This window comes from Mycolicibacterium stellerae, assembly GCF_003719305.1.
Classification (GTDB): Bacteria; Actinomycetota; Actinomycetes; order Mycobacteriales; family Mycobacteriaceae; genus Mycobacterium; species Mycobacterium stellerae.
The window spans coordinates 94,184-120,329 of the sequence record NZ_RARC01000013.1; the positions used below are offsets into that span (position 1 = coordinate 94,184).

General features: G+C 63.6%; 23 protein-coding genes and 2 pseudogenes. 12 read left to right on the forward strand and 13 right to left on the reverse strand.

The features are described from left to right. Positions 1-40 precede the first annotated feature (40 nt). Positions 41-895, forward strand: coding sequence for a fumarylacetoacetate hydrolase family protein (locus D6M19_RS17780; RefSeq protein WP_123026558.1), 855 nt, complete (start codon positions 41-43; stop codon positions 893-895). 685 nt (positions 896-1,580) lie between these two features. On the opposite strand, the gene D6M19_RS17785 is transcribed toward D6M19_RS17780, so the two are convergent. The 5 genes from D6M19_RS17785 to D6M19_RS17805 all read right to left on the reverse strand — a co-directional run bounded on the left by D6M19_RS17785 (position 1,581) and on the right by D6M19_RS17805 (position 6,137). Continuing rightward, complete coding sequence (locus D6M19_RS17785) at positions 1,581-1,946, reverse strand: EthD domain-containing protein (RefSeq protein ID WP_123026620.1); 366 nt, start codon at positions 1,944-1,946, stop codon at positions 1,581-1,583. A 285-nt stretch (positions 1,947-2,231) separates the two neighbouring features. Further along, positions 2,232-2,951 carry a GntR family transcriptional regulator gene (locus D6M19_RS17790; protein ID WP_123026621.1) on the reverse strand — a complete coding sequence of 240 codons (720 nt, stop codon included), beginning with the start codon at positions 2,949-2,951 and terminating at the stop codon, positions 2,232-2,234. 213 nt (positions 2,952-3,164) lie between these two features. Next, complete coding sequence (locus D6M19_RS17795; RefSeq protein WP_123026559.1) at positions 3,165-4,439, reverse strand: NAD(P)/FAD-dependent oxidoreductase; 1,275 nt, start codon at positions 4,437-4,439, stop codon at positions 3,165-3,167. Beyond that, entirely contained in the window at positions 4,436-4,759 is a 324-nt protein-coding gene (locus D6M19_RS17800) for a 2Fe-2S iron-sulfur cluster-binding protein (protein WP_123026560.1), read from the reverse strand. Before D6M19_RS17800 ends, D6M19_RS17795 begins: the two co-directional genes overlap by 4 nt. Positions 4,760-4,829: 70 nt before the next feature. After that, the gene (locus D6M19_RS17805) at positions 4,830-6,137 is read right to left on the reverse strand and encodes a cytochrome P450 (protein ID WP_123026561.1); all 1,308 of its coding nucleotides are present in this window, start codon (positions 6,135-6,137) and stop codon (positions 4,830-4,832) included. Positions 6,138-6,584: 447 nt separating this feature from the next. Here D6M19_RS17805 and D6M19_RS17810 point away from each other — a divergent pair, with 447 nt between their 5' ends. Beyond that, positions 6,585-7,796, forward strand: a complete 1,212-nt coding sequence (locus tag D6M19_RS17810) for an acyl-CoA dehydrogenase family protein (protein ID WP_164478554.1) — start codon at positions 6,585-6,587, stop codon at positions 7,794-7,796. 94 nt (positions 7,797-7,890) lie between these two features. Next, positions 7,891-8,010 (forward strand): annotated as a pseudogene (locus tag D6M19_RS17815) (transposase); the annotation flags it as partial. Positions 8,011-8,271: 261 nt separating this feature from the next. Here the strand turns inward: D6M19_RS17815 and D6M19_RS17820 are convergent. Beyond that, on the reverse strand, positions 8,272-8,673 hold the full coding sequence (locus tag D6M19_RS17820) for a nuclear transport factor 2 family protein (RefSeq protein ID WP_123026563.1): 402 nt from the start codon (positions 8,671-8,673) through the stop codon (positions 8,272-8,274). A gap of 59 nt (positions 8,674-8,732) precedes the next feature. Further along, entirely contained in the window at positions 8,733-9,656 is a 924-nt protein-coding gene (locus D6M19_RS17825; RefSeq protein WP_123026564.1) for a VOC family protein, read from the reverse strand. Positions 9,657-10,380: 724 nt separating this feature from the next. On the opposite strand from D6M19_RS17825, the gene D6M19_RS17830 reads away from it, so the two are divergent. From D6M19_RS17830 to D6M19_RS17850, 5 genes are all read left to right on the forward strand, one after another. Next, positions 10,381-11,883 carry an aldehyde dehydrogenase family protein gene (locus D6M19_RS17830; RefSeq protein ID WP_123026565.1) on the forward strand — a complete coding sequence of 501 codons (1,503 nt, stop codon included), beginning with the start codon at positions 10,381-10,383 and terminating at the stop codon, positions 11,881-11,883. Positions 11,884-12,022: 139 nt separating this feature from the next. Further along, the gene (locus D6M19_RS17835; protein WP_123026566.1) at positions 12,023-13,249 is read left to right on the forward strand and encodes a CaiB/BaiF CoA transferase family protein; all 1,227 of its coding nucleotides are present in this window, start codon (positions 12,023-12,025) and stop codon (positions 13,247-13,249) included. Between the two features lie 39 nt (positions 13,250-13,288). Then, the gene (locus tag D6M19_RS17840) at positions 13,289-14,275 is read left to right on the forward strand and encodes a LysR family transcriptional regulator (RefSeq protein WP_123026567.1); all 987 of its coding nucleotides are present in this window, start codon (positions 13,289-13,291) and stop codon (positions 14,273-14,275) included. A gap of 137 nt (positions 14,276-14,412) precedes the next feature. Next, complete coding sequence (gene mmsB, locus D6M19_RS17845; protein ID WP_123026568.1) at positions 14,413-15,288, forward strand: 3-hydroxyisobutyrate dehydrogenase; 876 nt, start codon at positions 14,413-14,415, stop codon at positions 15,286-15,288. Positions 15,289-15,333: 45 nt separating this feature from the next. Then, entirely contained in the window at positions 15,334-16,371 is a 1,038-nt protein-coding gene (locus D6M19_RS17850; protein ID WP_123026569.1) for an enoyl-CoA hydratase/isomerase family protein, read from the forward strand. A 138-nt stretch (positions 16,372-16,509) separates the two neighbouring features. Here D6M19_RS17850 and D6M19_RS17855 read toward each other — a convergent pair whose 3' ends face one another. Continuing rightward, a complete protein-coding gene (locus tag D6M19_RS17855; RefSeq protein WP_123026622.1) occupies positions 16,510-17,328 on the reverse strand; it encodes an LLM class F420-dependent oxidoreductase in 819 nt (272 codons plus the stop codon). A 598-nt stretch (positions 17,329-17,926) separates the two neighbouring features. Between D6M19_RS17855 and D6M19_RS17860 the strand changes: the two genes are divergently transcribed. The 4 genes from D6M19_RS17860 to D6M19_RS17875 all read left to right on the forward strand — a co-directional run bounded on the left by D6M19_RS17860 (position 17,927) and on the right by D6M19_RS17875 (position 20,861). Then, positions 17,927-18,715, forward strand: coding sequence for an alpha/beta fold hydrolase (locus tag D6M19_RS17860; RefSeq protein ID WP_164478555.1), 789 nt, complete (start codon positions 17,927-17,929; stop codon positions 18,713-18,715). Position 18,716: 1 nt separating this feature from the next. Then, entirely contained in the window at positions 18,717-19,730 is a 1,014-nt protein-coding gene (locus tag D6M19_RS17865) for an NADPH:quinone reductase (RefSeq protein WP_123026571.1), read from the forward strand. Between the two features lie 59 nt (positions 19,731-19,789). Beyond that, positions 19,790-20,272, forward strand: a complete 483-nt coding sequence (locus tag D6M19_RS17870; RefSeq protein WP_123026572.1) for a nuclear transport factor 2 family protein — start codon at positions 19,790-19,792, stop codon at positions 20,270-20,272. 109 nt (positions 20,273-20,381) lie between these two features. Continuing rightward, positions 20,382-20,861 carry a nuclear transport factor 2 family protein gene (locus tag D6M19_RS17875; RefSeq protein ID WP_164478556.1) on the forward strand — a complete coding sequence of 160 codons (480 nt, stop codon included), beginning with the start codon at positions 20,382-20,384 and terminating at the stop codon, positions 20,859-20,861. Positions 20,862-21,064: 203 nt separating this feature from the next. Here D6M19_RS17875 and istB read toward each other — a convergent pair whose 3' ends face one another. From istB to D6M19_RS17905, 5 genes and pseudogenes are all read right to left on the reverse strand, one after another. Continuing rightward, the gene (gene istB / locus D6M19_RS17880) at positions 21,065-21,847 is read right to left on the reverse strand and encodes an IS21-like element helper ATPase IstB (protein ID WP_123026574.1); all 783 of its coding nucleotides are present in this window, start codon (positions 21,845-21,847) and stop codon (positions 21,065-21,067) included. A 1-nt stretch (position 21,848) separates the two neighbouring features. Then, positions 21,849-23,092: pseudogene (istA, locus tag D6M19_RS17885) on the reverse strand (IS21 family transposase). Positions 23,093-23,234: 142 nt separating this feature from the next. Further along, on the reverse strand, positions 23,235-23,624 hold the full coding sequence (locus D6M19_RS17895; protein ID WP_123026576.1) for a metal-sulfur cluster assembly factor: 390 nt from the start codon (positions 23,622-23,624) through the stop codon (positions 23,235-23,237). A gap of 3 nt (positions 23,625-23,627) precedes the next feature. Continuing rightward, positions 23,628-24,701, reverse strand: coding sequence for an amidohydrolase family protein (locus D6M19_RS17900; protein WP_123026577.1), 1,074 nt, complete (start codon positions 24,699-24,701; stop codon positions 23,628-23,630). Further along, positions 24,698-25,618, reverse strand: a complete 921-nt coding sequence (locus D6M19_RS17905; RefSeq protein ID WP_206428557.1) for an alpha/beta fold hydrolase — start codon at positions 25,616-25,618, stop codon at positions 24,698-24,700. The genes D6M19_RS17900 and D6M19_RS17905 overlap by 4 nt, the downstream gene beginning before the upstream one ends. Positions 25,619-26,146 lie beyond the last annotated feature (528 nt).

Sequence of the window (26,146 nt, forward strand, 5' to 3'; positions counted from 1 at the left end):
CCAACAGCACCCAGCTGCCACTTATCTATAAGGAGAATCGATGCGTTTCGCCAACTACGAGGGACGCGCGACCATCGTCGTCACCGAGACGACGGGTGTCGACGTCGAGACGGTCAGTAACGGCAAGTTCGGACCCGACCCGGCCGAAGTCCTTGGGCACTGGGAGGTCTTCGTCGACTGGGCGCGGAATGCGGATCTGACCGGGCCGACCGTGGCCATCGACCGGTCGCGCCTGGGCCCGCCGTCCCCCGAGCCCACGCAGGTCTTCGCGATCGGCCTGAACTACAGCGAGCACGCGGCCGAGTCCGGCTTCGAGGTGCCCGACCGGCTGCCACCGGTGTTCACCAAGTTCCAGTCATCACTGACTGGTCCTTACACCACGGTGGCCCTGCCCGCTGGGGGAAATACCGACTGGGAAGTCGAGTTGGTGGCAATCATCGGCCGCGTCACCAGAGCCGTCTCCGAAGTAGAGGCGTGGAGTTGCGTCGCAGGGCTTTCGGTTGGCCAGGACATCAGCGAGCGCGTTTCGCAGCTTGCCGGGCCAGCACCTCAATTCAGCCTCGGTAAATCCTTCCCCGGGTTCTCCCCATTCGGTCCCTGGTTGGTCACCCCCGATGAGTTCGCCAACCCCGACGACCTCGAGATTGCCTGCGAGATCGACGGCGAGGAAGTTCAACGGGGGCGGACGAGTGAACTCATCTTCAATGTGCCCCAGCTCATTTCGATTCTCTCGCGACAGGTCACGCTGTACCCCGGTGACCTGATCTTCACGGGCACTCCGGCCGGTGTCGGAGTCGGACGTGACCCGCAACGATTCCTCAAGCCGGGCGAAACGCTGCACAGCTGGATTCCCGGCATCGGTGAGATCAAGCAGACCTTCGTCGCGACGACCTAACGGGTTTCGGTCCAGGTGACTGGTCGGCGTTGGGGGCGACCCCTTTGGTTGGGGATGCCTCGTCGACGGTGGGTGATGCGCCGAGGACGTCGATCCGGGCACCAGACGCGTTTGGTGAACTGGGTGAAGGCTGACAATTCCGCGCGGGCATCCTGCAGGTACCGCATGGACGTCGTCGAGGTGCTCGGTTACCTTGGGTGGCTCGCCTGACGACGCGTCGATGGTCCGATCATGTTGCGCGGCAGCAGATCACTCGTTCGGTTGGTCGAAAATGGAATGCGGCAGCATCATGACGCGATGACATGCACCTTCGCGGCGACGGCCACCGGCCGGGTGGCACCGAGCGGGTGAGGGCCGGCGTGGGCGTAGATGGTGATGAGTTCGACTACGGACGACGCGCATCATGGCCGGTCCGAGGAAGGGTCAATCCTCTTGCGTGCCAATACACTCCGCGCACTGGATTGGACGAGCAAACACGCCAACTGCCCCGCACCTAACTGCTCGTAGGCAAAGCGCGAGCGGTGTGTAGATGCAGGTCAACGGGATCGACAAACGCGGTAGTGAGGTGGGAATCATGATGATCTCCAAGTGGTTCCGCAATCATCCGCATACTTTCACCGACCAGTGGTCGCCGCGTCGCACAGCATTGTGCTGCAGGCCGGCGGCAGTGCGGGGCCAGCAGCTCTCAGAGATCGTTGATCATCTCGCGTTCGTTCACGATCAGTGTGATCGCACTATCGGGATCGAGGAACTTCAGCTCGTCCTCGAAGAGCATCTTGGTCGCCGCTTGTCCCTCCGGGGAGTTGTTGCCGGCGACCATGTCTTCCTCTGATTCGAACCAGGCTTCGGCCGTGCCGTCGTAACCGAGCACGAAGCCGCGTGCCTCGACCCACTGTGCGAGGAAGGGGCTCTGCGCATTGGGGTTCTGAACGTATCGCTTGATGCGGAGGACGTCTTTGACCGACCGGACCAGAGGCGCATGCTTGTTCTGCCAGTGATCGTTGAACTCCTCGAAGGTCGTTCCGGGCTTCCTCTTGAACGACACGATCATCTTGATCACAGAAACGTCCTCCTGTTCGGTGTGGGGTTTCCACGCGAAGCGGGCGCCGAATCTTCCGCCAAGCGGGCCGAAGAGACCCTTTAACTCTTGCCGGCGTTCCGGCTCAATCGGCAACGCTTCGCGGCCCGCACTAGCGCGCAACCATAAACGACACTACGCCATGAAGTCGAACGCGGCAACAATTTTCGAAATTGTTCCTGCTGAGTGGTTGACCGGTATGACGTGGTCTTTCACGCTTGTCGCGGCAGGTGCACAGTCAGGAAAAGCCGTGGGCGCCTATACCGAAGTATCCACTGCCTCTTTGAGGGTCAAGTCCTCGAGAACGGTGAGTAGTGAACTCGTGGTGCGCTCGATGTGGGCAACGAGCAACGGGCCGGCGGCATCTGCGTCGCGCCGGATCGTGGCGTCGAGAATGGCGCGGTGCTCCCCGGCAATGTCACGGTCGACGTCGCGTGCCAACGGCACCGACCAGCTGCGGTACAACTCGGCGCTGTCCCGCAGTCGTAACGCGGTTTGCAGAATGCGGTGGTTCTTGCATCCCGCAAGGAGGGCGTTATGAAAGTCGGCGTGCGCCGCGACCCATTCGTCGGTGAGTATGCCGCTTTCAGGGTCGCTGAACTGCGGCGTGCGCTCGAGTACGTGGTGGGCGGCAACCGCGCTACCCTCCCAGCTCACATCTCCGTCGCGTATCGCGTGCTTCAAGGCCAGCACCTCGATTTCCGCCCGCGCGACGGTCAGGTCGACGAGATCGTCGGCAGAGATCGGCATGACCCGAAACCCGAGCTGGACTTCGTTTTCGACGAGGCCGACCGAAGCGAGCCGCTGAAGTGCTTCCCGCAACGCTCCGATGCTGCATTGATACTGGTCGACCAGGGCTGCGAACCGCAACCGTTGTCCAGGCGTCAGCCGACCGCACAGAATGTCCTCGCGGAGACGGTCATACGCGACCTCACTCCGCATTGGTGCCGCGGCGGTGCCGCGACGTTGCGTTGCCATCGATCTCCTGTCCTGTCCCACCGGCGCGGGCGCCGCGAGTGCGGCCCTCACAGAAATTCGAAATTCGACCTGTGTTTCGCTAATTCTGACATGTTGCAGCCTCGATCGCACCCGCGGTTGACATCAGCGCACGGTAAGCCCCGTTGAGATCACCGAACCGTTGAGGCCGACGACGGGAAGGGGCGACCCGGTCCGACCACATCCGAGTCTTTCCTAACCAATTGAGGGCGCGCTGCAGATACCGGCTGGTGTCCGGGTGGCTTGGTGGTGTTTGACGGCTGCTTTCAGGTCGATGTCGTCGTCGGCGGCTTGTTCTGGTGTGAGCGGCATGTCGGAGGCGAGGATCTTTCGGGCGGCCAGGTGATCGCGAGCGGCGTTGACCGATTCGACTGCGACCAGTCGGTCGCTGCGGAAGCAGAAGATCGAGAAACTGCGGTCAGCGATCGATCCGCGAGTGACATAGGAGGTGTAGTCCCGCATCAGACCGGCGATCTGAAGTTTCGACTCGAACTGTTCTGACCAGAACCACGGGATCTGGGCGTATCGGGCCTCGGCGCCCATGATTTGTGCGGCGACGCAACGCGCTTGGTCGACGGCGTTCTGGACCGATTCCAAGCGGACCTGTTCGCCGGCATCGCGGCAGGGGAAGACGGCGCAGTCGCCGACGGCCCAGATGTGTGGGTCGGGAGTGCGAAGGTGGTGATCGACGACGATCCCGTTGGCAGCTGGCAGGCCAGCGCGCGCTGCCAGATCACTGTTGGGAATCACCCCGATGCCAATGACGACGACGTCTGCGGGGGTCACCTGGCCGTCGGAGGTGCGAACGCCGGTGACCCGCCCGTCTACTCCCAGAATCTCCTCAACGGTCGCGTTCATCCGAATATCCACGCCGTGTCGGGCGTGCTCCGCGGCGAAGTACTCGGACATCGGCGTCGACACTGCCCGTGCCATCACCCTGTCGAATGCTTCGAAGACGGTGACCGTGATACCGCGTTTGCGCGCCGCGGCAGCAACTTCGAGCCCGATGAAACCGGCCCCGACGACCGCTAATGATTCGCACCTGTTCAACGCGTCCAGCAGGCCGCGAGCGTCATCGACCGTACGTAGATGGTGCACCCCGGCGTTCTTCGTGCCCGGGACCGGCAGCGGCCGGTTACGAGCACCCGTTGCGAGCACGAGATGGTGGTAGCCAAGGACTTCGCCCCCGGCCAGTTCAACGCGTCGGTCACTGCGATCGATGGTCACGACCGCGCGCCCGCACCTCAGATCTATCCCGTGATCGGCGTAATACGCCTCAGGACGCAACGCCAAGGACTCATCGTCATTCTCGGTCAGGTACGCCTTGGAGAGAGGGGGTCGCTGATACGGGATTTCGCGCTCGTCGCCCACCAACGTCACGGATCCTTGAAACCCGTTCGCACGCAATCGGGTTGCGACCTCAAAGCCTGCTTGTCCGGCTCCGACGATGACCAGACGATCGTGGCTCATACTTGGGTGGCAGGAAGCCGAACGATCAAGCCGTCCGCCCGGTCGGTGACCACCAACTGGCACGAGAGCCTGCTGGCCTGCGTGCGTTCGCAGACCGTCTCGTCGAGCATCTCGTCCTCCTCGTCCGAGATCGGTGCGAAACTGTCCGCCCACGCCTCGTCCACATAGACATGACAGGTCGCACACATGGCCTGCCCGCCGCACTCCGCCACGATGCCGTCGATGCCCGCGGCTACTGCTGCCTGCATGATTCGCTTCCCCACGGGAACGTCGATCACCTGTTTGGTTCCATCGACGTGTAGGTAGGTGACGGAAGGCATTCTTCTCCCTGTGTTGCGGTGTTCGCTTCGATCAGTTGCAAATCAACTGTGGGACGCAGTGTGCGGTTGTTCAAGGACGATCGGCAGGAACGGGATTCGCGGTGGGATCCCATTCGATGAGCAGGTGTTCGGGTCCACGGAACGAGGTGTTGGGCAGATAGCGGAACTCTTGGCCCTCGACCAGACGCATGTGCGGAAGACGTCGCGCGACCTCACCCAGGATGACCTTCATCTCAAGGCGGGCGAGGGTCGCCCCGAGACAGGTGTGCACGCCGATGCCAAAGGTCAGGTGCCGCCGCGCATTTCCACGGTGAATGTCGAATTCATCGGGATCCGGGAAGATGTCATCATCGCGGTTCGCCGACGAAGTGACCAGCAGAAGCTTGCCTCCAGCCGGTATCTTCACCCCGCCCACCGTCGTGTCGACGATCGCCCTTCGTCGCCAAGCGACCACCGAACCCGAGTACCGAAGACATTCTTCGACCGCCTTCGGAATCAGGTCTGGATTCGCGCAGATCTCATCCCACGCCACACGGTTCTCGAGAAGCGTCCGGAACGCATTCCCGGTCGCGTTGGTGGTGGTCTCGTGCGCGGCGAAAATGCCGCCCATCACAAGATTCTGTACATAGTTGTCGCTGAACAGATCCGGATGCTGACGCTGCATGTCGAAGATGTGCGCCATCCACCCCGTCGCGTTGGGATCAGCCTTGACCTTGTCCAGCAACTCGCCTGTGAACTGCCAGTACCGGCCGAAGGTATCGGCAACGCGACTCTGCTCCTCGCCGTCGGGTCGGCCCCACGTGAACAAGGCCTGCGACACGCTCAGGCTGCGGACCTTCTCGATGTCCTCATCCGGTGCACCGAGAAATATCAGCGCGATGATGCAAGGCACTTCGTAGAGCAGATCGTCGACCAAATCTGCCTTACCCATGCGGACTACACGGTCCAGGTAGGAATTGACGACCGCACGGATCCTCGGTTCGAGCGTTGCAACGCTGTCGGCCCCGAAAGGTTCGGCGAGCAATCTGCGGTGGACGGACTGGTCGTCCTCATTGACGAGCGAATTGTCGGGGACGTACGCGTACTGGCCAAGGATTTCCATCGCTTCGTCGCTGATGGGCGTGATGGGTTCAAGCGCGATCGTTGCCGAGAACTCATCTGGATTCTTGAAGACCCGCTTCACGTCTTCGTAGCGCGTCACCACCCAGTAATCCAATTCGGGGCTGTAGAAGACCGGCTCCTCCGCACGCGCTTCACGAAGCGACGATGACGGATCGACCTGATAAGGCCCCCTGAACGGATCGAAACCGGCCGCCAATCCAGATACCGGACATCCGTTGGGGCTCAAGGACTTTGACGAGTATTGCTGAACTGTCACGACACTCCTCCCGAGTGTGATTGCCCACTAAGAGCTACCGGCGGCGGCTTCTAAATGCCCTCAGTTTCGGCGGGGCCGTACGCGGGTTGGGTCGGGGTTTGGCGCCAAACGAAACAAGGTAAGCCTGGTCGTAACTCCTGGGCATGCATGGAGTGACGACGATCACCAGCTTAACTGTAAGCAGATTTGAACGTCAATAGGTTGGATCGGACGTGTGCAGTATCCAAGAACCGTGATCCCACAGGCTGAGTCGGCACGATCCCTTGCACCACCACTGAGATTCTGCTTACATTTGAAGTCATCGTTGATGGCTGGGTCGACCGTAATCGAAGTTGAGCTGAGAAGACGCAACGCCAATTGCCAGGTGGCGATCAGATCGCCTCTCGTGACTTGAATCGACCTCTGGGTACTGCGTGAAGTGAATGTCTGATGGATGAGGGAGTCCTGATGTCCGTTGTAGATGTCCAGCCGGTAGCCGACACCGCCACCGCCGCAACCGATTACGTTGCGATCGCGCGTGAGATGCGTTCCCGCTTGCAGGAGCGGGCGCCGTGGGCGGATCGTGAGCGACGGCTGCCGGAGGAAACAGTTCGCGAACTCATCGACACCGGCATGTTCACGTTGACGATGCCGAAGTCGTGCGGGGGCGCGGGGATGACGATGGCCGACTATTCGGATGTTCAGTTCGAGTTGGGTCAGGGTTGTCTGTCGACTGCGTGGGTGCAGATGATTATCGGATGCGTGAACCATGTGGCGATGATTTCGCTGGGCGAGGAGGGTCGCGCTGACGTTCTGGGGTCGGTGGACGACCTGAGGATGTGCTCGGTGCTGGCGGCCAAGGGATCTGCCAAACGCGTCGAGGGCGGCTGGGTGGTCAATGGCAAGTGGCCCTCGGCGTCGGGTTCGCTGCATTCGAGCTGGGGCATGGTGGGTTGTCTGTTGCAGGAGCGCGACGGCTACCCCGCCGGTGTCGGTTCGGCGTTCATGCCGATTTCGGATGACAACGGTATTCAGATCAAGGAGACCTGGTTCGTCACCGGTATGCGGGGGACCGGCAGCAACATGATCGTCGCTGAAGACGTGTTCGTGCCCGATCACCTCATGGCCCTGCAGTCCGATATCGCCGAGAAGGAGTTCTGGGGCCCGGACACCGAACCCGCCGAGCGCTGGGAGTTCGCGCCGCAGTTCGGTCTGGCCCTGATGGGACCGGCCCTCGGTGGGGCCGAGGCGCTGTTCGAGGGGGTGGCGGCCAACATGAGCAAGCGTGGTGTGGCGGAGTTCGATTTCCCCCGGCAGGTCGATTCCTCGGTCGTGTTGGGACAGCTCGGGCAGGCGCGCATCCTGCTGGACAGCGCTCGACTGCAGACCCGGCGCGGGATCGCGGCGCTGGAGGAGACGACACTGCAGCGTCCTATGACGTACAACGAGCGCGCTCGCTGCCGGGCCGATGCGGGTTTCGCGGCCAGTCAGGTCCGGGCCGCAATGAGTGCGTGGCTCGACATCGCCGGCAGTGCGATGTTCTCTGAAACAGCTCCGCTGGAACGGATTTGGCGGGACCTCTCGGTCGTGACCCGGCACCCGATGCTCAACACGAAGCTCACCAACGAGATCCTTGGTCGGGCACTTAGCGACCAGCCCAACATCACACACTTCGTGTGATGCGACGCCTGGCGTTCCACACCTCACGGCACCGCATCGCACGGTGAGAACGGGGACAACGAGCAGGGAGTGTCGTGGTAATGGTGTAAGTGGCGACAGTCGTGAACGGGCAGGTCGTGGAAGTGGCAACTCCCGCAGCGGGACCCGCTACAAGACCGTCCTGACCGACGCGTGCGGCAGCATAGAGATCGATGTGCCACACGATCGCTCCGGAGACGCGCCCGCCGCTCAAGGATCTGCACGCTCACCAGCGCTCAACAGGAATTACGGGACACCCGGAAAGACACCATCCAGTCCAACAACTTGGCTGTATTCCCCCGTCGCATTTCACCCTGCAACCCGGAGCCATCGCAGGGCCGGAGGCGAGGGGATCGCTGGAACGAAATCCGCGAGGCCCGACCCGTCAGTAGCTCCGGCGAATGTACTACTCATTTAGACGGACATCAGTGCGGCTCGCTCGATGATCTTGGGTGTCTCAGGGTGCGGGCAGTGCCGCGATGAGGGGGCCGAGCGCAACGCTGTCGAAGTATTCATCCACGCGTCTGATCCGATCACCGTCGACGGTCACCAAGAGCGCGCTGCGCAGGACAGCCTCGCCACCGTCGCGCAGTGTGTAGGTATTCATCTGGGTCTGAACGAATCCGGTGTCGGTGGCGCTGCGCGAGAGGACCTCGATGCGGCAGTCTGATACCGAGGCGATGGCGGTGACCAGGGGTTCGAGTTGGTCCACGGACAGCTCGACGGCTTCCGTGCAGTGCCAAATCACGGCGTCGGGGGTGTAGAGCTCTCGGATGGCGCGCATGTCGGCAGAAGCGATCGCCGCAGTGAACCGGTCCGCGACCGAGTTGATGTGCGACGAGGCGACGGAGTCGGACATGTGAGCTCCTGGAAGGTTGGGCGGCGGAAGCCGGCGAGGCGCCTTCGCGAGGTGGGCGTTCAGCCTGGCTGATGGGCGCCGGTCATGATCTCCGCGAGATCGTCTGGTGCGAGGAAGGACGGTGGCGGTGGGGGCCCCCAGTTGAAAAGGCCGCGGGCGCCTGCCAGGGTCTCCGGTGACCACAGCTGATCGTCGATGATGCTGTCCATGTCGGAGTAGTACTCGGAGAAGTTGCCGGCCGGGTCCTTGAGATACCAGAAGAAGTTCGAGCCGGCGTGGTGACGTCCCAGGCCCCAGACGTGGCGTTCGGGGTTGCCCTCCAACATCGCCGAGGCGCCTCGACCGACTTCGTCGATGTCGTCAACCTGCCAGGAGCTGTGGTGCAGAAAGGCGACCGGAGCATTCAGCACCAGGAGGTTGTGGTGGTCGGTCGAGCAGCGCAGGAAGGCTCCGTGGTCCTTTATCCTGTCGCTGACTTTGAAGCCGATCACGTCGACGAAGAACGTCGTACTTGCCTCGAAGTCCGTCGTCCCGAGTACGACGTGGCCCAGCTTGCGGGGTCGCACCGCGGTATCCCGCAGCACGCCAGGAGCTCGTCCGTTCTGGCGTTCGATTCTGCCTGGCCCGTTGTACGGCGTCGCGGGAGTGTGGGGCTGCAGGAGCGGCTCGGCCACGGTTACGACGATGCGGGTTCCGGTGACGGGTTCGATGGTGGTGACGCTGGTCCCGTCGGTCTGCACCGGTGCCCCCGTGGCCCGCAGTCGGTGCACGACTTCAGTGATGTCGCCGGGATGTTCAGCGCCGATGCCAATTTCGATCAGGCGTCGGGAGGGGGCCCCCGTCACTCTGAGTTGCTGACCGCCGTCGGTACTGGACAGCCAGCCGTCCGCTCCCGGCGTGAGGCCGAATTCCGTGTAGTACGCGATGGTCTCGTCGACGTTGGGCACGCCCATGGTGAGCGCGGTCAGCCGGTGGAGCGGCATCGATACCGTCCTTTCGAGTCGCGGATTGGGCGGGGCAAATCCGAAGCGGACGGGTGCTTCTCGCCGCCGAACACCGGCGCGCCGCCGGGCCGAGGACGGCCTGAGTCATTCCAACGTGTCGTGCCTCACTTAGTGCGCGTCTATTTTTACGCCCGATATACGAAGACGTCAACAGTTTTCGAAAATATAGAGTTGGATCGTTTTACTGCGTGGTCGAGGCGGCTCCCGTCGGATGCGGTTGCCCTTGTCCCCACGGGTGCGAACACACGCGACCAGCCACCGAACATGCGTGCAGAGTCCGGGGCCCATACGCTCAACAAACACCAGGGCGTCCCAGCACCGTCAGATAGACCGGGCGGGCGAGTCCCCATTGGATAACCCATGAACATGGGTGAGTGGGCCCCGGCTCGCAACGTCCGACGCACCGCCGAGGGCCCACCACACCGTCAAGTCCTCTCCGAGCGTGTCCGCCCGCAGTGGGAGGCCGTTAGCGAGCGGTCCGAAGGTAGCCGCCGATGGGGCAGACCTTTTAGGCGTGCGCATTTCTGCATCCCGGGGTCGCAGTTCTGGCGATTGCCAGAGCATGCCGACGGGGCGCACCGTCGAATGACGCACCCATGACCGCATGAACGCGTTGAGGGCCGGTTGCGTTGTCACACACTGTGATCCGCCCGTCATCCCGTGGCCACCGTAGGTGGCGATGTTCGTTGAAGGAGCCTTGTCCATGACATCCGCCGCGACCCGCCCCCACGAGCTCAAGATTCCCGGCGCACGCGACTACCTGATGTTCGTCGATGGGGCGTGGGTGTCGGCGCTCGATGGTGCGTACAGCGATGTGACCACACCGATTCTTCGCGAGCATGTGATCGCCCGAGTGCCCGCCGCCTCGGCTGCGGACGTCGACCGGGCGGTGCGCGCGGCACGTGCGGCGTTCCCCGCGTGGCGATCTCAGCACTTCACCAGCCGCGCCAGCGTTCTCCTCAAGATCGCCGACGCAATCGAAGGCCGATCCGAGGAGCTGGCCAGGCTGACCGCATTGGACACCGGCAATGCGCTGCGCACCCAGGCCAGACCTGAGGTGGCCACGCTGGTCAACCTGTTCCGATTCTTCGCCGGCGTTGCCGGCGAGGTGAAGGGCACCGTGCTGCCCGCCGGTGACGACCAGCTGCAGTACACCCGCCTGGAGCCATTGGGCGTGGTCGGATGCATCCTGCCATGGAATTCGCCGTTGATGATCGCCGGCTTCAAGATTCCAGCGGCGCTGGCAGCGGGTAACACGGTGGTCGTCAAGGCTGCCGAGGCGGCCCCGTTGAGCGTGCTGGCACTGGCCGAGATCTGCGCCGAGTACTTGCCTGCCGGTGTTCTCAACGTGTTGACCGGGACAGGACCCATCGCCGGGGAGGCGCTGGTGCAGCACCCCGGCGTCGACAAGGTGTCGTTCACCGGTTCGACCGAGGTAGGCAAGCATGTTGCGCGGGCGGCCGCTGGGCGGTTGGCGCACGCCTCGTTGGAACTGGGAGGCAAGAACCCCTCGATCGTGTTCCCGGACGTGAGGGTCGACGACGACTTCATCGCCAACCTGCTGCTGTCGACTCGCGTCCACCGCCAAGGCCAGAGCTGCACCGCCGGATCGCGACTGTTCCTGCACCGCGACGTCCACGACGAGGTGCTCGACCGGTTGGTGTCGGCCCTGGCCGCGCTGAAAGTCGGCAATCCATTGTCCGAATCCACCGACATGGGCGCCATCGTCAACGGTACGCAGTTCGCCTCGGTGTGCGAATTCCTCGACGACGGCTTCAACGCCTCGAAAGTCGTTGTTGCGCTTGACGGATCCTCCGCCACGATGACCGACACCGACGGTTACTACATGGCCCCCACCGTGTTCACCGGCGCGGACAACTCCTGGCGGCTGGCGCGGGAGGAGATCTTCGGCCCTGCACTGGTGGTGATCCCGTGGACCGACCATGCCGAGGCCGTCGCCATGGCCAACGATTCGCACTACGGACTGGCTGCGTACGTCTGGACCCGTGATCTGGATCTGGCGTTGTCGACCGCCCATGCCCTCGAGACCGGGTGGGTGCAGGTGAACCAGGGCGGCGGCCAGATGGTCGGGCAATCCTATGGTGGGTACAAGCAGAGCGGCGTGGGCCGCGAGCTGTCCGTGGAGGGCATGATCGCCGGCTTCACGCAGACCAAGCAGGTCAACGTCCGCGTGCGTTCCCTGTGACGTCCCAAATCGGGACCGGACTCCGAACAACCGCCGAATCGACCATCACCGCCTTGGCGGAAGGCGCCCCGTCGCCGCAACGCTGCGGTACCAGCGACCACGAGCGGCCCCGGACGTGCTGCTCCGACAGGAGAGGCACATGACTGCTGGACCTCTCGACAGAGTTCTCGTGCTCGACATTTCGCGGGCACTGGCCGGACCGATCGCGGCAATGATGCTCGGCGATATGGGCGCCCGCGTGATCAAGGTCGAAGCTCCGGGAAGCGGCGACGACTCGCGGACCTGGGGCCCGCCCTTCGTCGGCCCCGAGGACGACTTGCAGTCCACCTACTTCATGTCGGCCAATCGCAACAAGGAATCGATCGTTGTCGACCTGAAGACCGAGTTCGGGCGAGATGCATTGCGCCGCTTGGTCTGCCGAGCCGACGTTCTCATTGAGAACATGCGTCCTGGCGCCTTCGACCGGTTGGGCTTCTCCGCGCAAGCGTTGGCGGATCTGAATCCGCGGTTGATCGTGCTCTCGATCACGGGGTTCGGTCACGATGGTCCCGAGGGCCATCGCCCCGGCTACGACCAGATCGCTCAAGGTGAGGCCGGACTGATGTCGGTCACCGGTGAACATGGCGGCGCGCCCACCCGCATCGGGGTGCCCATCGCCGACGTCTTGGCCGGAGTGCACGGCGCAGCCGGTGTTTCCGCGGCGCTGGCCAGTCGCGAGAAGACCGGACGTGGAATGGTGGTGCGGACGTCGCTGCTGGCTGCGGCCGTAAGCGTACACACCTTCCAGGGCACGAAATGGACCGTTGGCGGCGAGGTGGCGGCTCCCTCGGGCAACCATCACCCGCAGATCGCGCCCTACGGCAGTTTCCGTTGCGCCGACGGCTTCGTGCAGATCGCCGTCGGCAGCGAGCAAATCTGGCAACGTTTAGCGCCGCTGGTGGGGCTCGATGCCGCCGATCTTCGCTTTGCGACCAATACCGAGCGCGTCGCCAACCAGGCGGCCTTACAGGACGCGATCGAGACGAGCTTCGCCGACGGGACCCGATCGCAGGTGTTGGCAAGCCTGGAAGCCGCCGGCATTCCCGCCGGCGCGATCCGCACCCTCGACGAGGTCTACGACTGGGAGCAGACCCGCAGCCAGGGCTTGCTTATCGAGGTCGACCACAGTCTGGCCGGACCCATCCAATTGCCGGGACCCGCCCTGCGAATGGAGACGCCGCACGGGCATTCCCTGGTGCGCTCCGAGCACGAGGCGCCGCCGGCATTGGGTCAACATACGGAGCGAATTCTGGCCTGGCTCGGCATCGGCCGCGATCAGGAACTCACCGACGACGGTGAGCCGGAGTTCGCGGAGTTGCCTTCGTGATGACTTCCGCAAACCCGTCTCGACGATATCGTCTGCACCATGGTCTGGAGCGAGCACGACCGCGAAGGTCACCGATCAACTGACAGTGATTCCGCGAATCGCGCGGCACAGGCGATCGACGTGCGCTATGTGCGATCCGACGATCTTCGAATTCTGCTGGCGATAGCGCGCACCGGGCGACGACGAAGTGCTGCTGCCGCGCTGGGCATAGACCACACCACGGTGTCTCGCAGGCTGGCGTCGTTGGAGAAGTCCCTTGGTGTGCGGCTGGTGCAGAACGGCGCAGACGGGTGGGAACTCACCGAGATCGGCGCGGTGGTCGCCGAGCATGCCCGTGCCATCGAAGACGCCGTGCAGAGCGTCACGGCAGCGGCTCTGGGGATTGGGGAGAACAATCTTCGCGGCACCATCCGGGTAACCGCCCCGGATGGATTCGGCTCCTTGTTCGTCGCCCCGGCATTGGCGCGCATGCGCGTCGACCACCCAGATCTGGTGGTGGAACTCGCCACGGCGACGAGGAGCTTGAACCTGCACCAGTCCGGCTTCGACGTCGCAATCGCAGTCGGCACGCCGGTCAGCAGCCGATTGGTAGCCGAGCAGATCGGTCAGTATGCGCTCGGGCTCTACGCCAGCCGCGGCTACCTGCGGGACTTCGGCGAGCCGACCACGATGCAGGAGTTGCAACGCCACCCGCTCATCTTCTTCATCGACTCGCTGTTGCGGGTCGGCGATCTCGACCTGCATCGTCACCTGCCCGGTGTGACGGCAAAATTCATGTCCACCAACATCTTCGCGCATCTGGCTGCCACCCAGGCCGGCGGCGGCATCGGATTGCTTCCGGCGTTCATGGGCGACCCGGATCCTGACCTCAGGCGATTGTTGCCCGCCGACGTCGACGTGCGGTTGTCGTTCACACTGGCGGCCCGCCGGGAAAGCCTCACCAACCCTGCGGTCCAAGCCGTCCGTACCGCGATTCAGACGGAGGTGGCGCGCAGGCGCGCTGAGTTGTTGCCCCCCGTGACCTGACCGCTCGCCGCTGCCGACGAGGGGCAGGGTTGCGCACTTTCGCATCCCCGGTTCGCAGTTCCGATGGCTGCCGGTGGTACCCCCACGCGGGCATGGTGGGTGAACATCGACGTGTCCTCACCGATCAAGGAGAAAACATGACGACGATCGCCTTCCTCGGCCTCGGCAATATGGGCGGCCCGATGGCAGCTCGCCTAGTCGCAGCCGGCCACGCGGTACGCGGCTTCGACCTCGTCGCCGAACTGCGAGAAGCCGCGAAGGCCAACGGCGCGAACGTCTTCGACAGCGGCCACGCTGCGGTCACCGGTGCCGACGTGGTGATCACCTCCCTTCCGAACGGTGCCATCGTCAAGTCGTGCTACGACCAGTTCCTCCCCGCTGCCGATGTGGGCGCGCTGCTCATCGACACCTCGACCATTTCGGTCGACGACGCTCGTGACATCCACGCCAAGGCTGCCGAACGCGGCCTCGCTCAAATCGACGCCCCGGTGTCGGGCGGGGTGAGAGGCGCCACCGCCGGTACTCTCGCGTTCATGGTCGGCGGCGACGTCGATGCCGTCGCGCGGGCCACGCCAATCTTGGAACCGATGGCGGGCAGGATCATTCACTGCGGTGTCGCTGGCACCGGCCAGGCGGCGAAGGTGTGCAACAACATGGTGCTCGCCGTACAGCAGATCGCCATCGGTGAAGCCTTCGTCCTGGCCGAGAACCTCGGGTTGTCTGCTCAGGCTCTGTTCGACGTCATCACGGGAGCCACCGGCAATTGCTGGTCGGTGCACACCAATTGCCCTGTGCCGGGGCCGGTTCCCACCTCGCCGGCAAACGATCACTTCAAGCCGGGCTTCGCCACCGCTCTGATGAACAAGGACCTGGGACTCGCCATGACTGCGGTCAACGCCACCAAGACGTGTGCGCCACTGGGTACTCGTGCCGCCGACATCTACGCCAAGTTCGCCATCGATCACGCCGACAAGGACTTCAGCGCCGTCATCGACCTGCTGCGCAACAGTTGAAGCATTCTGACCTCGACTACGTCTACCAGTGATTGGATGCCACGCATGACGGCCGAAACCGCCGAGATACTCACCCGAGTGAACGGGACGGTCGGTTTCGTTACCCTCAACCGTCCCACGGCAATCAACTCCTTGACCCACCCCATGGTCACCCGCCTGCGCCAGGTGCTCACCGAGTGGGCCGAGGATGGTGACATCACCGCCGTCGTGTTGGACGGCGCTGGAGAGCGCGGACTGTGTGCGGGCGGTGATATCGTCGCGATCTACCACGACATCCGCGATGAGGGCGGCGCCAAGACGCGCCGTTTCTGGTACGACGAGTACCTCCTCAACGGATACATCAGCCGCTACCCGAAACCGTATGTCTCCCTAATGGACGGCATCGTGATGGGCGGGGGCGTGGGCGTCGGCGCGCATGGAAACACCCGTGTGGTCACCGAAACGACCAAGCTCGCGATGCCCGAGGTGGGGATCGGGTTCATTCCCGACGTCGGCGGCACCTACCTGCTGTCACGCGCTCCGGGGTCAACCGGGTTGCACGCCGCGCTGACCGGTGCACCGATGTCCGGTGCGGACGCCATCGCGCTCGGATTCGCCGACCACTACGTGCCGCACGACGCGTTGACCGGGTTCACGGCCACCATCGTCGCAGACGGTGTCGGGACGGCCCTGTCCGCGTATGCGGTGACACCCCCGCCGAGCGCAGTGGCCCAAAAGGACTGGATCGACGATTGCTATGCCGGGCAGACGATCGCGGAGATCGTCTCGTGCCTGCGTCGTCACGACGCGCGGCTCGCCAACGGTGCGGCTGATACGATCACCGCGCGATCACCGATCGCTCTTGCGGTGACGTTGGAAGCCGTCCGTCGCGCCGGCGCGCTCGGGACACTGGAAGACGTTCTCGCGCAGGAGTATCGGACGTCCTGCGCTGCGCTCGACTCACACGACTTCGTCGAAGGAATCCGAGCAATGGTCATCGACAAGGACCGCAAGCCGAAATGGTCACCAGCGTCGATGCCCGCAGTCACCGCATCGGACGTCGAGGCGTACTTCACCGGAGTGGACGTCGAGCTGACGTTCTAGAACGCGTGTGAAGCGATCCTCCTGGAGCGACCGCACCCCTCACTAGCCGACGGCGCGGCCTGGTGACCGCGCCGTCGATGTGTTCAGGGCCTTGCCATTCGTCGAGCATTGCGGAGTGCTACTGATCCGCCTCCACGTTCAGCGCTGACGGTCGCGCCAGGCAAGCATCTCTTCGAGGATGGTGAAGTCGAATCCGCTGACGGGATCGGGGTGGATCTCCGTAGTGAACGTGGTCGCCCCGGCTTCGAGGTAGGCGTCGACGGAGTCCGCTCCGCGCCAGCTCACCGAGCGCTCGATGTCGCCGCCGGATCGGCCGGCCTGCTCGGCGAGTTCGTCGACGAGCTTGCTTGCCTTCTTGAACTCTTCGATGTCCAGGAAGTTGTGCCAGATGTCGGCGTGACGGGCTACGGCAGGCAGTGTGCGCTTGGCACCGGACCCTCCGAGGAGGATCGGGATCTTGCGGACGGGCGGCGGAATCAGCTTGGCGAGTCGGTTTTCGATCCGTTGGAGGTTCTCGTCGAAGAGGTCGAAGCGAGACTTCCAGGTCCCAAAGTCGTAACCGTAGGTGGTGTAATCCTTTTCGTACCACCCGGCGCCGAGTCCCAGGATGAGGCGCCCGCCGCTGATGTGGTCGACGGTGCGCGCCATGTCCGCCAGGAGGTCTGGGTTGCGGTAACCGATGCCGGTGACGAGCAAGCCGATCTCGGCGCGGTGAGTGATCTCGCCCCAGCTTGCCAGCGCGGTCCAGCCCTCGAAGTTCGTCACGTCGGGCTGAACCTCGGCGAGGACGGGCTGGCCGTCCTCGAAGCCGCCGAGCGTTGGCTTGTGGAAGTGGTCGTAACCGAAGATCAGGTCTGTGCCGAGGTCTTCGGCGTGACGAATGGCGGTCCGCCAGCTGGCGTAGTCGGGTGCGTCATCGGGTCCAATTTGGACACCGATGCGAATGGGTCGGGTCATGGTGGTCCTCTCGATGTGCTGGATGTTGAGTTGTGCCGAGGTCACCGAAGGTCTTCTCGCATCAAGTCTTTCGATCCTGCCGTCGCGATTGGACGTCGCCTGGGCGTGGGTGATTCCGGCTGAGGGTTGTATTCGCGAGGGTAGAGATGCGATCCCCACCGACCCTCTCTCGCGCCCATCGTGCGACCGCGATGTCTGACCTCTCCATAATGTTCGAAGATATCAGGTGATTTCGAAATTGACCGTGGCGCGTGACGCCAGTCATAGCATTGATGCTGGTTAACGGGGGTCTTGTCCGAGCTGGTGCTCACCTGTGTGCGGGCAACCCGGTCGGCGGGACCCGTTGTCACTGCCTCTTCGCCGCGAGTGATCTGGCGCTGTGAGGCGTCCCCAGCCAGCGGTTATGAGCACTGGAGCAGGACGCTCCATGCCCCGGTGGCCCGAATCCAGGAAATTTCCTGTTTCAACCAATGGAATGCAGCTCCCGCGATTCCCGGAATGCCGCGATGCTGTGACGGCGAACACATCGACGTGAAGGAAGTGAGATGGGACCGACACCCCAGGCACCGGCATCCCCAAGCGGTGCGGTGGCGCCGCGGTGGCATCGCCAGTCCTCGTCGGTGGGGGCAGTGACGTGATCGCATTCGTCCACGGCGTACCGGAGACAGCGGCGATCTGGGGTCCGCTGAGGGAACGGCTCGGCGAGGAGTCCGTGGCCCTGCGGCTCCCGGGATTCGGCACCCCCCGCCCCGACGGCTTCGAGGGCACGAAGGACGACTACCTCGCGGCGATCGTTGCCGAGATCGAAACGCTCGACGGGCCGGTTGATCTGGTGGGACAGGACTGGGGCGGGTTGCTGACGTTGCGGGTGGCCACCACACGCCCAGAGCTGCTGCGGAGCTGGATCGCCGACTGCGCCTATTGCTTTCACCCGGACTTCGCGTGGCATCCGTGGGCGAAGGAATGGCAGACGCCAGGGCTCGGTGAAGGCCAGATATCAGAGGGCAGAGGCATCCTGGTCGGCCCCAATGAGCTCCTGCGGACGCGCGTGGGCCAACAGACAGCTCGGGAGGTCATTGCCGCCCAGGACGACACCATGCAACGGTGCATCCTCGATCTCTACCGCTCGGCGGCGCCGAACCTGTTCGCCGACTGGGGGAAACAGATCACGCAGTCAACGACGGCGCCCGGGGTGGTCCTGGTCACCGCCCTGGACTCCGAGGGCTCGGGGCCGGGCCAGCGGCTCGATCGGGAGGTCGCACAGATGCTCGGTGCGGGGATCGAGTTGTTCGAGAGCAGGGGGCACTGGTGGATGTTGGAGGACCCGGACGGCTCCGTTGACATGCTGCGTCGTTGCTGGGATTCGATCAAGGAAAGGGACTTTTGACGTGAAAGCAGGATGGTTCGAGGAGTACGGAGTTACCCGGGATGTCGTCAAAGTAGGACATCAGCCGGACCCGGCCCCACAGCCGGGTGAGGTCCTAGTCCGGGTCGAGGCGTCTGGTGTCAATCCGAGTGACGAGAAGCGGATCAGCGCCCAGCACCTGCTGCTCTCCAGCGATCAAAGCGGCGGCTACGGTGGCAGCTTTCCGCTGCAGATTCCGCTGAGCGACGGAGCGGGAGTGATCGAGGCCGTCGGTGACGGCGTGGACAAATCTCGGGTGGGTGAGCGGGTCTGGCTCTGGAACGCGCAGTGGGAGAGAGCATTCGGGGCAGCGGCAGAGTACACAGCGCTACCGAGCGAGCAGGCAGTTCAGCTGCCCGATTCCGTCGACTTCGTCGACGCCGCCAACCTCGGCATCCCGGCCCTAGCCGCGCACTATTCCGTCTTTTGCGACGGTCCAGTCGAGGGCCGCACCGTCCTCGTCACCGGCGGAGCCGGCGTGGTTGGCAGGTATGCCATCCAGATGGCGAAGTGGGGCGGTGCGACCGTCATTGCGACGGTCAGCAATGACGCAAAGGCGACGCTCGCCCGTTCTGCAGGTGCCGATCAGGTCATTGACTACCGGACCGAGGACGTTGCGGAGCTGGTCTTAGCGGCGACCTCTGGCGCCGGGGTGCACAGGATCGTCGAGGTCGACTTTGGCGGCAATCTCGCGGTCACCCTCAAGGTTCTTGGTATCAACGGGGTGGTGTCTGCCTACGGCTCGGCGGGGCAACCGGCGCCCGTCGTGCCGTTCTACACGATGATGTTCAAGGGCCACACGTTGCGAGCGCCGGTCGCTTACACCCTGCCGGAGGCGCACCGCAAGAAGGCGATCGAGGATGTCAATCAAATGATGTCCAGCGGAGTGCTCACACACAACATTGGTCGCATCTTCCCGCTCGACGAACTCGCCGGCGCCCTCGAACACGTCGTGGACCCAGCGAAGGTCGGCAGCGTCGTCGTCAACCCGACCTAAGCCCCTCAGATAAGGACACCTGTCGCCGGTCACGGCGATGAAACAGGAGGAGATGAGAGATGTCGAAGTTACTTGATCTGGTCAAGAAGCACGCGGCGGCTGAAGACATCCAGGACATCGATACGACGATGTCGACGTTCACCGAGAACTGCGTCTATACGATCCCCGCCATCGGCCTGAATATGCACGGCAAGAGGGAAGTTCGCGCCCACTACGAGAACACCTTCGCAACGTTTCCCGACTTCCGAACCGTCGACTCGATGTGGTGGGACCTAGAAACCGATGTGTTCCTGCGCTGTCAAATCGAGGGGACCATCTCTGGTGTGGAGTGGAATGGCTACGAGCCACCACCCGAGAAGGTGGGCACCAAGATGACCTTCTGGACCTTCACTCGCTTTCCACGAGCCGAGGACGGGCTCTTGCTTGGCGAAGAAGTGTGGCTCAATGGCAACGAACTGCTCGCGAACTTCGGTGTGCTTCCCTCCGCGGATGCCTTCGAAGTGGCCAAGGCGTACCAGATCCCACGGTTGGGCGCGGGTTGACGACTGCCGAACGCCACTCACGGCCCATGGCGGTGGCGGGTGAGTACGCGCTGATTTTCCCAATAGCGCGCCAGGCTCTTGGCGCGCACACCCAAGAGAAAGGTCACTCGTGTCGAAACTGATGGATTTGGTCAAGGAGCACATCGCAGCAGAGGATCGGCAAGATGCCGAGGCCGTCATGACGACGTTCACCGACGACTGCATCTACAACCTCCCCACATTCGGACTGGCGATGCGCGGAAAGGAGGAGGTGTATGAGTTCTACAAGAACATGTTTCAGCAGTTTCCCGATTTCGGACACGTGGAGGAAGAGTTCTTCGAATTCGAGACCGGGGTCATGGTGAGAGTGCGACACGTCGCGACGATCATTGGCGGATGGAATGGCATCGAGCCGCCGCCGGAGAAGATTGGCACCAAGATGTACTTTTCAGCGCTGGCGCATTTCCCGCTGGCGCCGGACGGTCTGCTGCTGGGCGAAAACGTCTGGATGGACGGTAGTGAGATTCTTGCCGGATACGGCGTCGTACCCTCCGCCGACATCTTCGGGGTGGCGCAGGTGTTGCAACGGCCGGCCGTGCATCTGCAGTAGAGAACGACCTCGGATACCCCGCCCGTGGGGTCTAGGCGTATTCGCGGATGTATTTGAGCAACAAACGATCTCAGTAGACATAGCCCGGTGCTGCCGTCCCCTTGGCCGGAGTCCTTCCACGGAGGCATCCGCTGGCTAGCTGTTGACGACGGTCCAAACCCGGGCCAAAAACGACGGTTGAAAACTAGGCCACGTGGTCGTGGTTATTGTGCCGTGTTGTCGGCTCTGGCGGAGGGCAAGGTGTCGATTCCGGTGTCTTTGAGGCGGTAGCTGGAGCCTTTGAGGGTCAGGACGTCGGCGTGGTGCACGATGCGGTCGATCATCGCCGCGGCCACGACCTGGTCGCCGAATACGTCTCCCCAGCGGGCGAACGGCAGGTTGGAGGTCAGGATCAGCGAGGCGTGTTCGTAGCGGCTGGAGACCAGTTGGAAGAACAAGTTCGCGGCGTCCTGCTCGAAGGGGATGTAACCGACCTCGTCGACGACGAGCAGGCCGACGCGGCGCAGCTTGGCCAGCTCGGCGGGGAGCCGGCCGGCGTTGTGGGCGGCCTTGAGGCGGGCGACCCAGTCCACGGCGGTGGCGAACGCGATGCGGTGCCCGGTTTGGGCGGCCTTGACCGCCAGTCCGATGGCAAGGTGCGTCTTGCCGGTTCCGGGTGGCCCGAGGAGTACGACGTTGGAGGCCTTGCCCAGGAAGGCCCCGGTGCCCAGGTGGGCGATCATGTCCCGGTTCAGTGCTGGTTGGTGATCGAAGTTGAAGTCCTCCAATGACTTCCGGGTCGGAAACCCTGCCGATCGGATGCGGGTCGCCGCACCAGAGGCTTCGCGGGCCGAGACCTCCCGGGAGAGCACTGCCGCCAGATACTCTTCATGAGTCCAACCTGCGTCGCGGGCCTGTTCGGCCAGGCGGGCCGCGGACTCGCGGATGCGTGGGGCTTTGAGGGCTTGGGCGTAGTGCAGGACGGACTTCATCGGATCCTCGGCCATGTCAGGCCACCTCACCATCGGAAGTGACTGCGCCGGTGGTGAAGTCGACACCGAAAGCACGGTCGTAATCTGCGAGGTCGCGGACCAGATGATCGCCGTCGGCCGGCGGTGGACCGGTTTGGAATTGATGACGCAGCACCGCGGCCGTCGTCACGTGGGTGGGGTCGGTCAGGGTTTGTCGCGCCGCCCAGCAGCGGTCATGAGCCGCCAGCAGGCGCCCCGCCCGAATCACCGTCACTCGGGCCAAGGTGGTGCTCACCTCGACGAGTTGACCGATCGCTCTCGGATCCACGGAGTAGTCGTTGCCGCCCACCCGCAGGTAGTAGTCGCGTCCCAGCCGCACCGAGGTCATCGTCTCGGTGACTGGTGGCACCGGTGGCAGGGTCAGCATCTGGGCTCGATCGGCATCGAGGAAGTCGACCGGACGACCATCGAGCACCCGCACCCTTCGAGTGTTGGCAGTCGGAAGCCATTGACTGAGTTGATCATTGAAGTCCGCAGGTGAGGTGAAGCTGCGTCCGGGAAGGAATGAAGTTTCCAGATACCGGTTGGCTCGCTCGACGATTCCCTTGGATTCGGGGTCATAGGGTTTCATCTGCACCAGCCGCGACCCCAGCGTGCCCATCAGCGCTGTCACCGGCTCGGTCAACCGACCCCGACGCCCAATCCCGGCCTCGTTGTCCCACCACAACTCATGCGGCACGGCGGTGAAACTGTGTGAGAGCAGCTGCCACATCCCGGCGACCAGGTCCATGGTCTGGCGCGAGGGCAGCATCACCGCGGCGATGAACCGGGAGAACGCCGCGACCATCACCAGCACCGGGAGCATCGCCTCCTGGCCGAACCCGACCGGAATCTTGGGCGCCGGGAACCACAGATCGCACTGGACTGCTCGCCCCGGCGGATGGGCGAGTCGATCCACCGGATCAGCGGGCAGGTACTCCGGGCGGATCGCCCGGACCCGCTCCCGAAATCATGAGATCGACCCGGTCCACCCGACCCGCTCGGCGATCACCGTCGCCGGCATCGTGGGATAGGCCGTCAACAGCGCTCGAATCCGCGGTTCCATCTCGTTGATCGCCGACGGTGATGAGGCTCGCTCATACTTCGGCGGCGCGACACGGTGGCCAACGCACTGGCCACCGTGTCGCGCGCGATGCTCAGCTGCCGTGCGATAGCCCGCTGCGACAATCCTTCGCTGCGGTGGAGATGCCGGATCAAGGCCCAGTCTTCCAAGGAGATCACCCATCCAATCTGATTGGGTGGCCTACTTTTCACCGTCGCGACTGGCCTAGTTTTCAACCGTCGTCAACACTAGCCTCCTTCGGGAGAATCTGGCTGCGTCATACGCCAGGCAGCCTCGAAGGAGGCTAGCCTTTCGGTCGACCTACCGAGCGATGCCCGCTGCGGGGGCCACCGCAAGGTTGCGCTCGTTTCGGCGGCGTCTAAGTTCTTCGCGAGCCGTGGTACTCATCATCGTCGGAAGCCATTCGCCCGCCGGGTTGACCTCACACCGGGCACTGGTGACGCCCTCGATCGAACCGATTCGTTCCTCGACGGCGCTGACGATGTTCCCAACCTGTAGGCAGATCGGGCTGGTGAGTCGGAGAGTGACCGCAACGGCACCCTCATCGATCTCGATCCGCTCCACGAGCCCCATCTCCGGTAAGGAGATGGGGACACCCGTCGCGATCGAGCAAGGATCAACGACCCGCGCAAGGGCGGCCTCGACCGACTCTCGTAGAACCTTCGGAGTCAACTGCATCTCACGGCTCATGAGTTAGGTCACCGCAGTCATGCTGGTCGTGGTAAACGGGGCGTGGATACCCTCGCCCCGACGCTGGTCGAACTCGTCACCACGGATCCGGTCCAGCCGCTCCTGGAGGTCGAGGTCGATCATACGGGCATAGTTCTCCGCCAAGATCTTTCGCTTACGCTCAGGCGTCAGCTCGGGTGCACCCGATGCGAGCTGCTCTTGGCTGAACTGGAAATCACGGACGAACGTCTCGATGAAGGGCTGGGGATGAAACGCCATCGCGCCGGTTCCCCAGAGGATCTTGTCGAGGGCTTGCTCCCCGCCGTAGGTCAGCAGACTAGCTAGAGCTTGGGCGAATAGGGGCTTCTTCAGGCCCAGCAGTGAGGTGGTGATCTCCAAGTTGATGTACACGTTGTGGAAGCGCGCGACCTGCCAGGCGCTCTCCTCGAGGAAAGCCATGCCGCCGTGTACTACCTCGAAATTCAGGTTCGGAAAGGCGATTGCGGCGCGATCGATGTCGTCCACGCGGTAATACTCGAGCGGGGATGGTCCCAGTGGTACCGCTTTGTGAATTGCCACCACCCTGAGGCCGAGCTCTTCGGCCTTGGCGAAGAACGGGAATGCCACCTCAGGGTCGTCCATCATCCAGCCCTTGGTTTCCGGAGTCAGCCAGCTCTCCGGGTAGAGCTTGAGCCCAACCGGGTTGAGCTCCTCGACTTGGCGCTCGAGCTCGTCGAGGCCCTGCTTTCCGGACATCGGATCGACCCCGCAATAGGTGATGAACCGGTCCGGCCAGCGCTTGTTGGCCTCGGCGGCCTTCTCGTAGGAGCAGAGCCCGTCCTTGAAGGCGAAGATGGGCAGGACATGGTTGACCGCGAGGTCGGTCGAGCTCTCGAGGAAGAGCAGGTTGGTCAGGTCGTCCATCGACCAGTTGCTGAGGTAGTCCTCTCGGCTGATCATGTAGCCGGGTCGCGTCGCGGCCACCACCGAACCATGTACCACCGCGGCGACGATGTCCGCGTACTTCGTCGCGTAGTTGCGTGGATCCAGGTTGTAGGCGTGGACTACCGCGTCGAGGACTGGGATGCCGTCAATCATTTCGGGTTCCTTTCGGCGAAGAATTCTTGGACCGCGGTCAGGACGCGCTCGGGGCGTTCGATGTTGGCGCAGTGCCCGCAGTCGGGGATCTCGACGAGGCGCGAGTCGGGGATCCGTTCGGCCAGCACGCGGGCGTAGCCCGGTTCGCGCAGTCGGTCCTCCAGCCCGGCGATCAACAGCGTCGGCACCTTCAGGTTCTCGTACACGGTCGTATCGGGCTGCCCAAAGTCGCTGCGGGCTGGGATGAGCGGCGACTTGAAGCGCGCCGCGGCAACCGACTCCCATGCACCGGGGGCGATGCTCATCTCGTAGCGGCGCCTGACGTACTCGGTGTCGGTGTGCCAGACGTCGTCGACGAAGAGCGCCGATACCAGACCACTCATCGACTCCATCGTGCAGTCGAACTCCAGTGTCTTGCGACGGTACTCGTTGTCAGGGACGAAGCCGGCGCCGCTGATCACCACGATCCGGTCGGCCGGTAGACGTGCTGGGTTGGCCGCCACCTCTTGAGTGAGCCACGTTGCACCCATCGAGTTGCCCAGGAAGTCGGCCCTGTCGATCGCCATCACTGCGAGGAAGCGTCGCATGTGGGAGAGCATCCGCGCCCGCTTCCCGCCGAAGTCGTGAATCTTGTCGGTCTTGCCGAAACCGAGCCAGTCGGGCGCGATCACCCGATGGTGCTCGGCCAGGCCGGGAAGGATGTACTCCCAGCTGAACTCCGCGCAGCCGCCGTACTCACCGCTGTGCAGGAGCACCAGGGGTGGTCCGTCACCGGCTTCCAAATAATGGGTTCGGATCCCGTCTACTTCGATGAACCGGCTGTTCCACATGGGCGTGGGCGGGACGGGAACCCTATTCCCGCCGGCCGGGGCCCCAGCTGCCGGGTCCCTCTCGGCCAGGTCAGGTGGCTGCGACATCTTCCTATTCTCCTCTTGGTCGTTTCCTGTTTGATGCGGCGTTCTCATGGGTGTGTGCGATGAGTCGGGCTGATCGCGGCCTCGGCCGGTCTACCACTTGCTGACCGGTGGCAAGGCTTTCATCCTCCAGCCCGCTCCCGTATCCCCGGAGGGACGTGCCCTCCGCCTGCACAAGAGATGCACGCGGGCCTTGATGGGCGAGTTCGACTGCCCCCGCCAACCGGAGGAGCCAGCGCCGATGATCAGCACGGGCGTCTCGAGCGCCGCCGCGACGGCATCTGTGGTGATACGTGATTGCCGTTCTGGCGCAGTGAAATCGGTGCCCAGGCGGCTCGACGCCGGGTCTCACGAACTGTCCGACGCTCGGTGGCCACGTGAGTAGGGCTCCGCTGATGGCCGACCGACGATGTCGATGACACACGGGAACTTTGGCACCTAGAAGACTCGAAAAGCGCTGAAGTACTTGAACTTTCGGCCCGCTTCGGGATGCGTCGGTCGCACTCGGGCTGGAACGGGGGCATTGGTCCG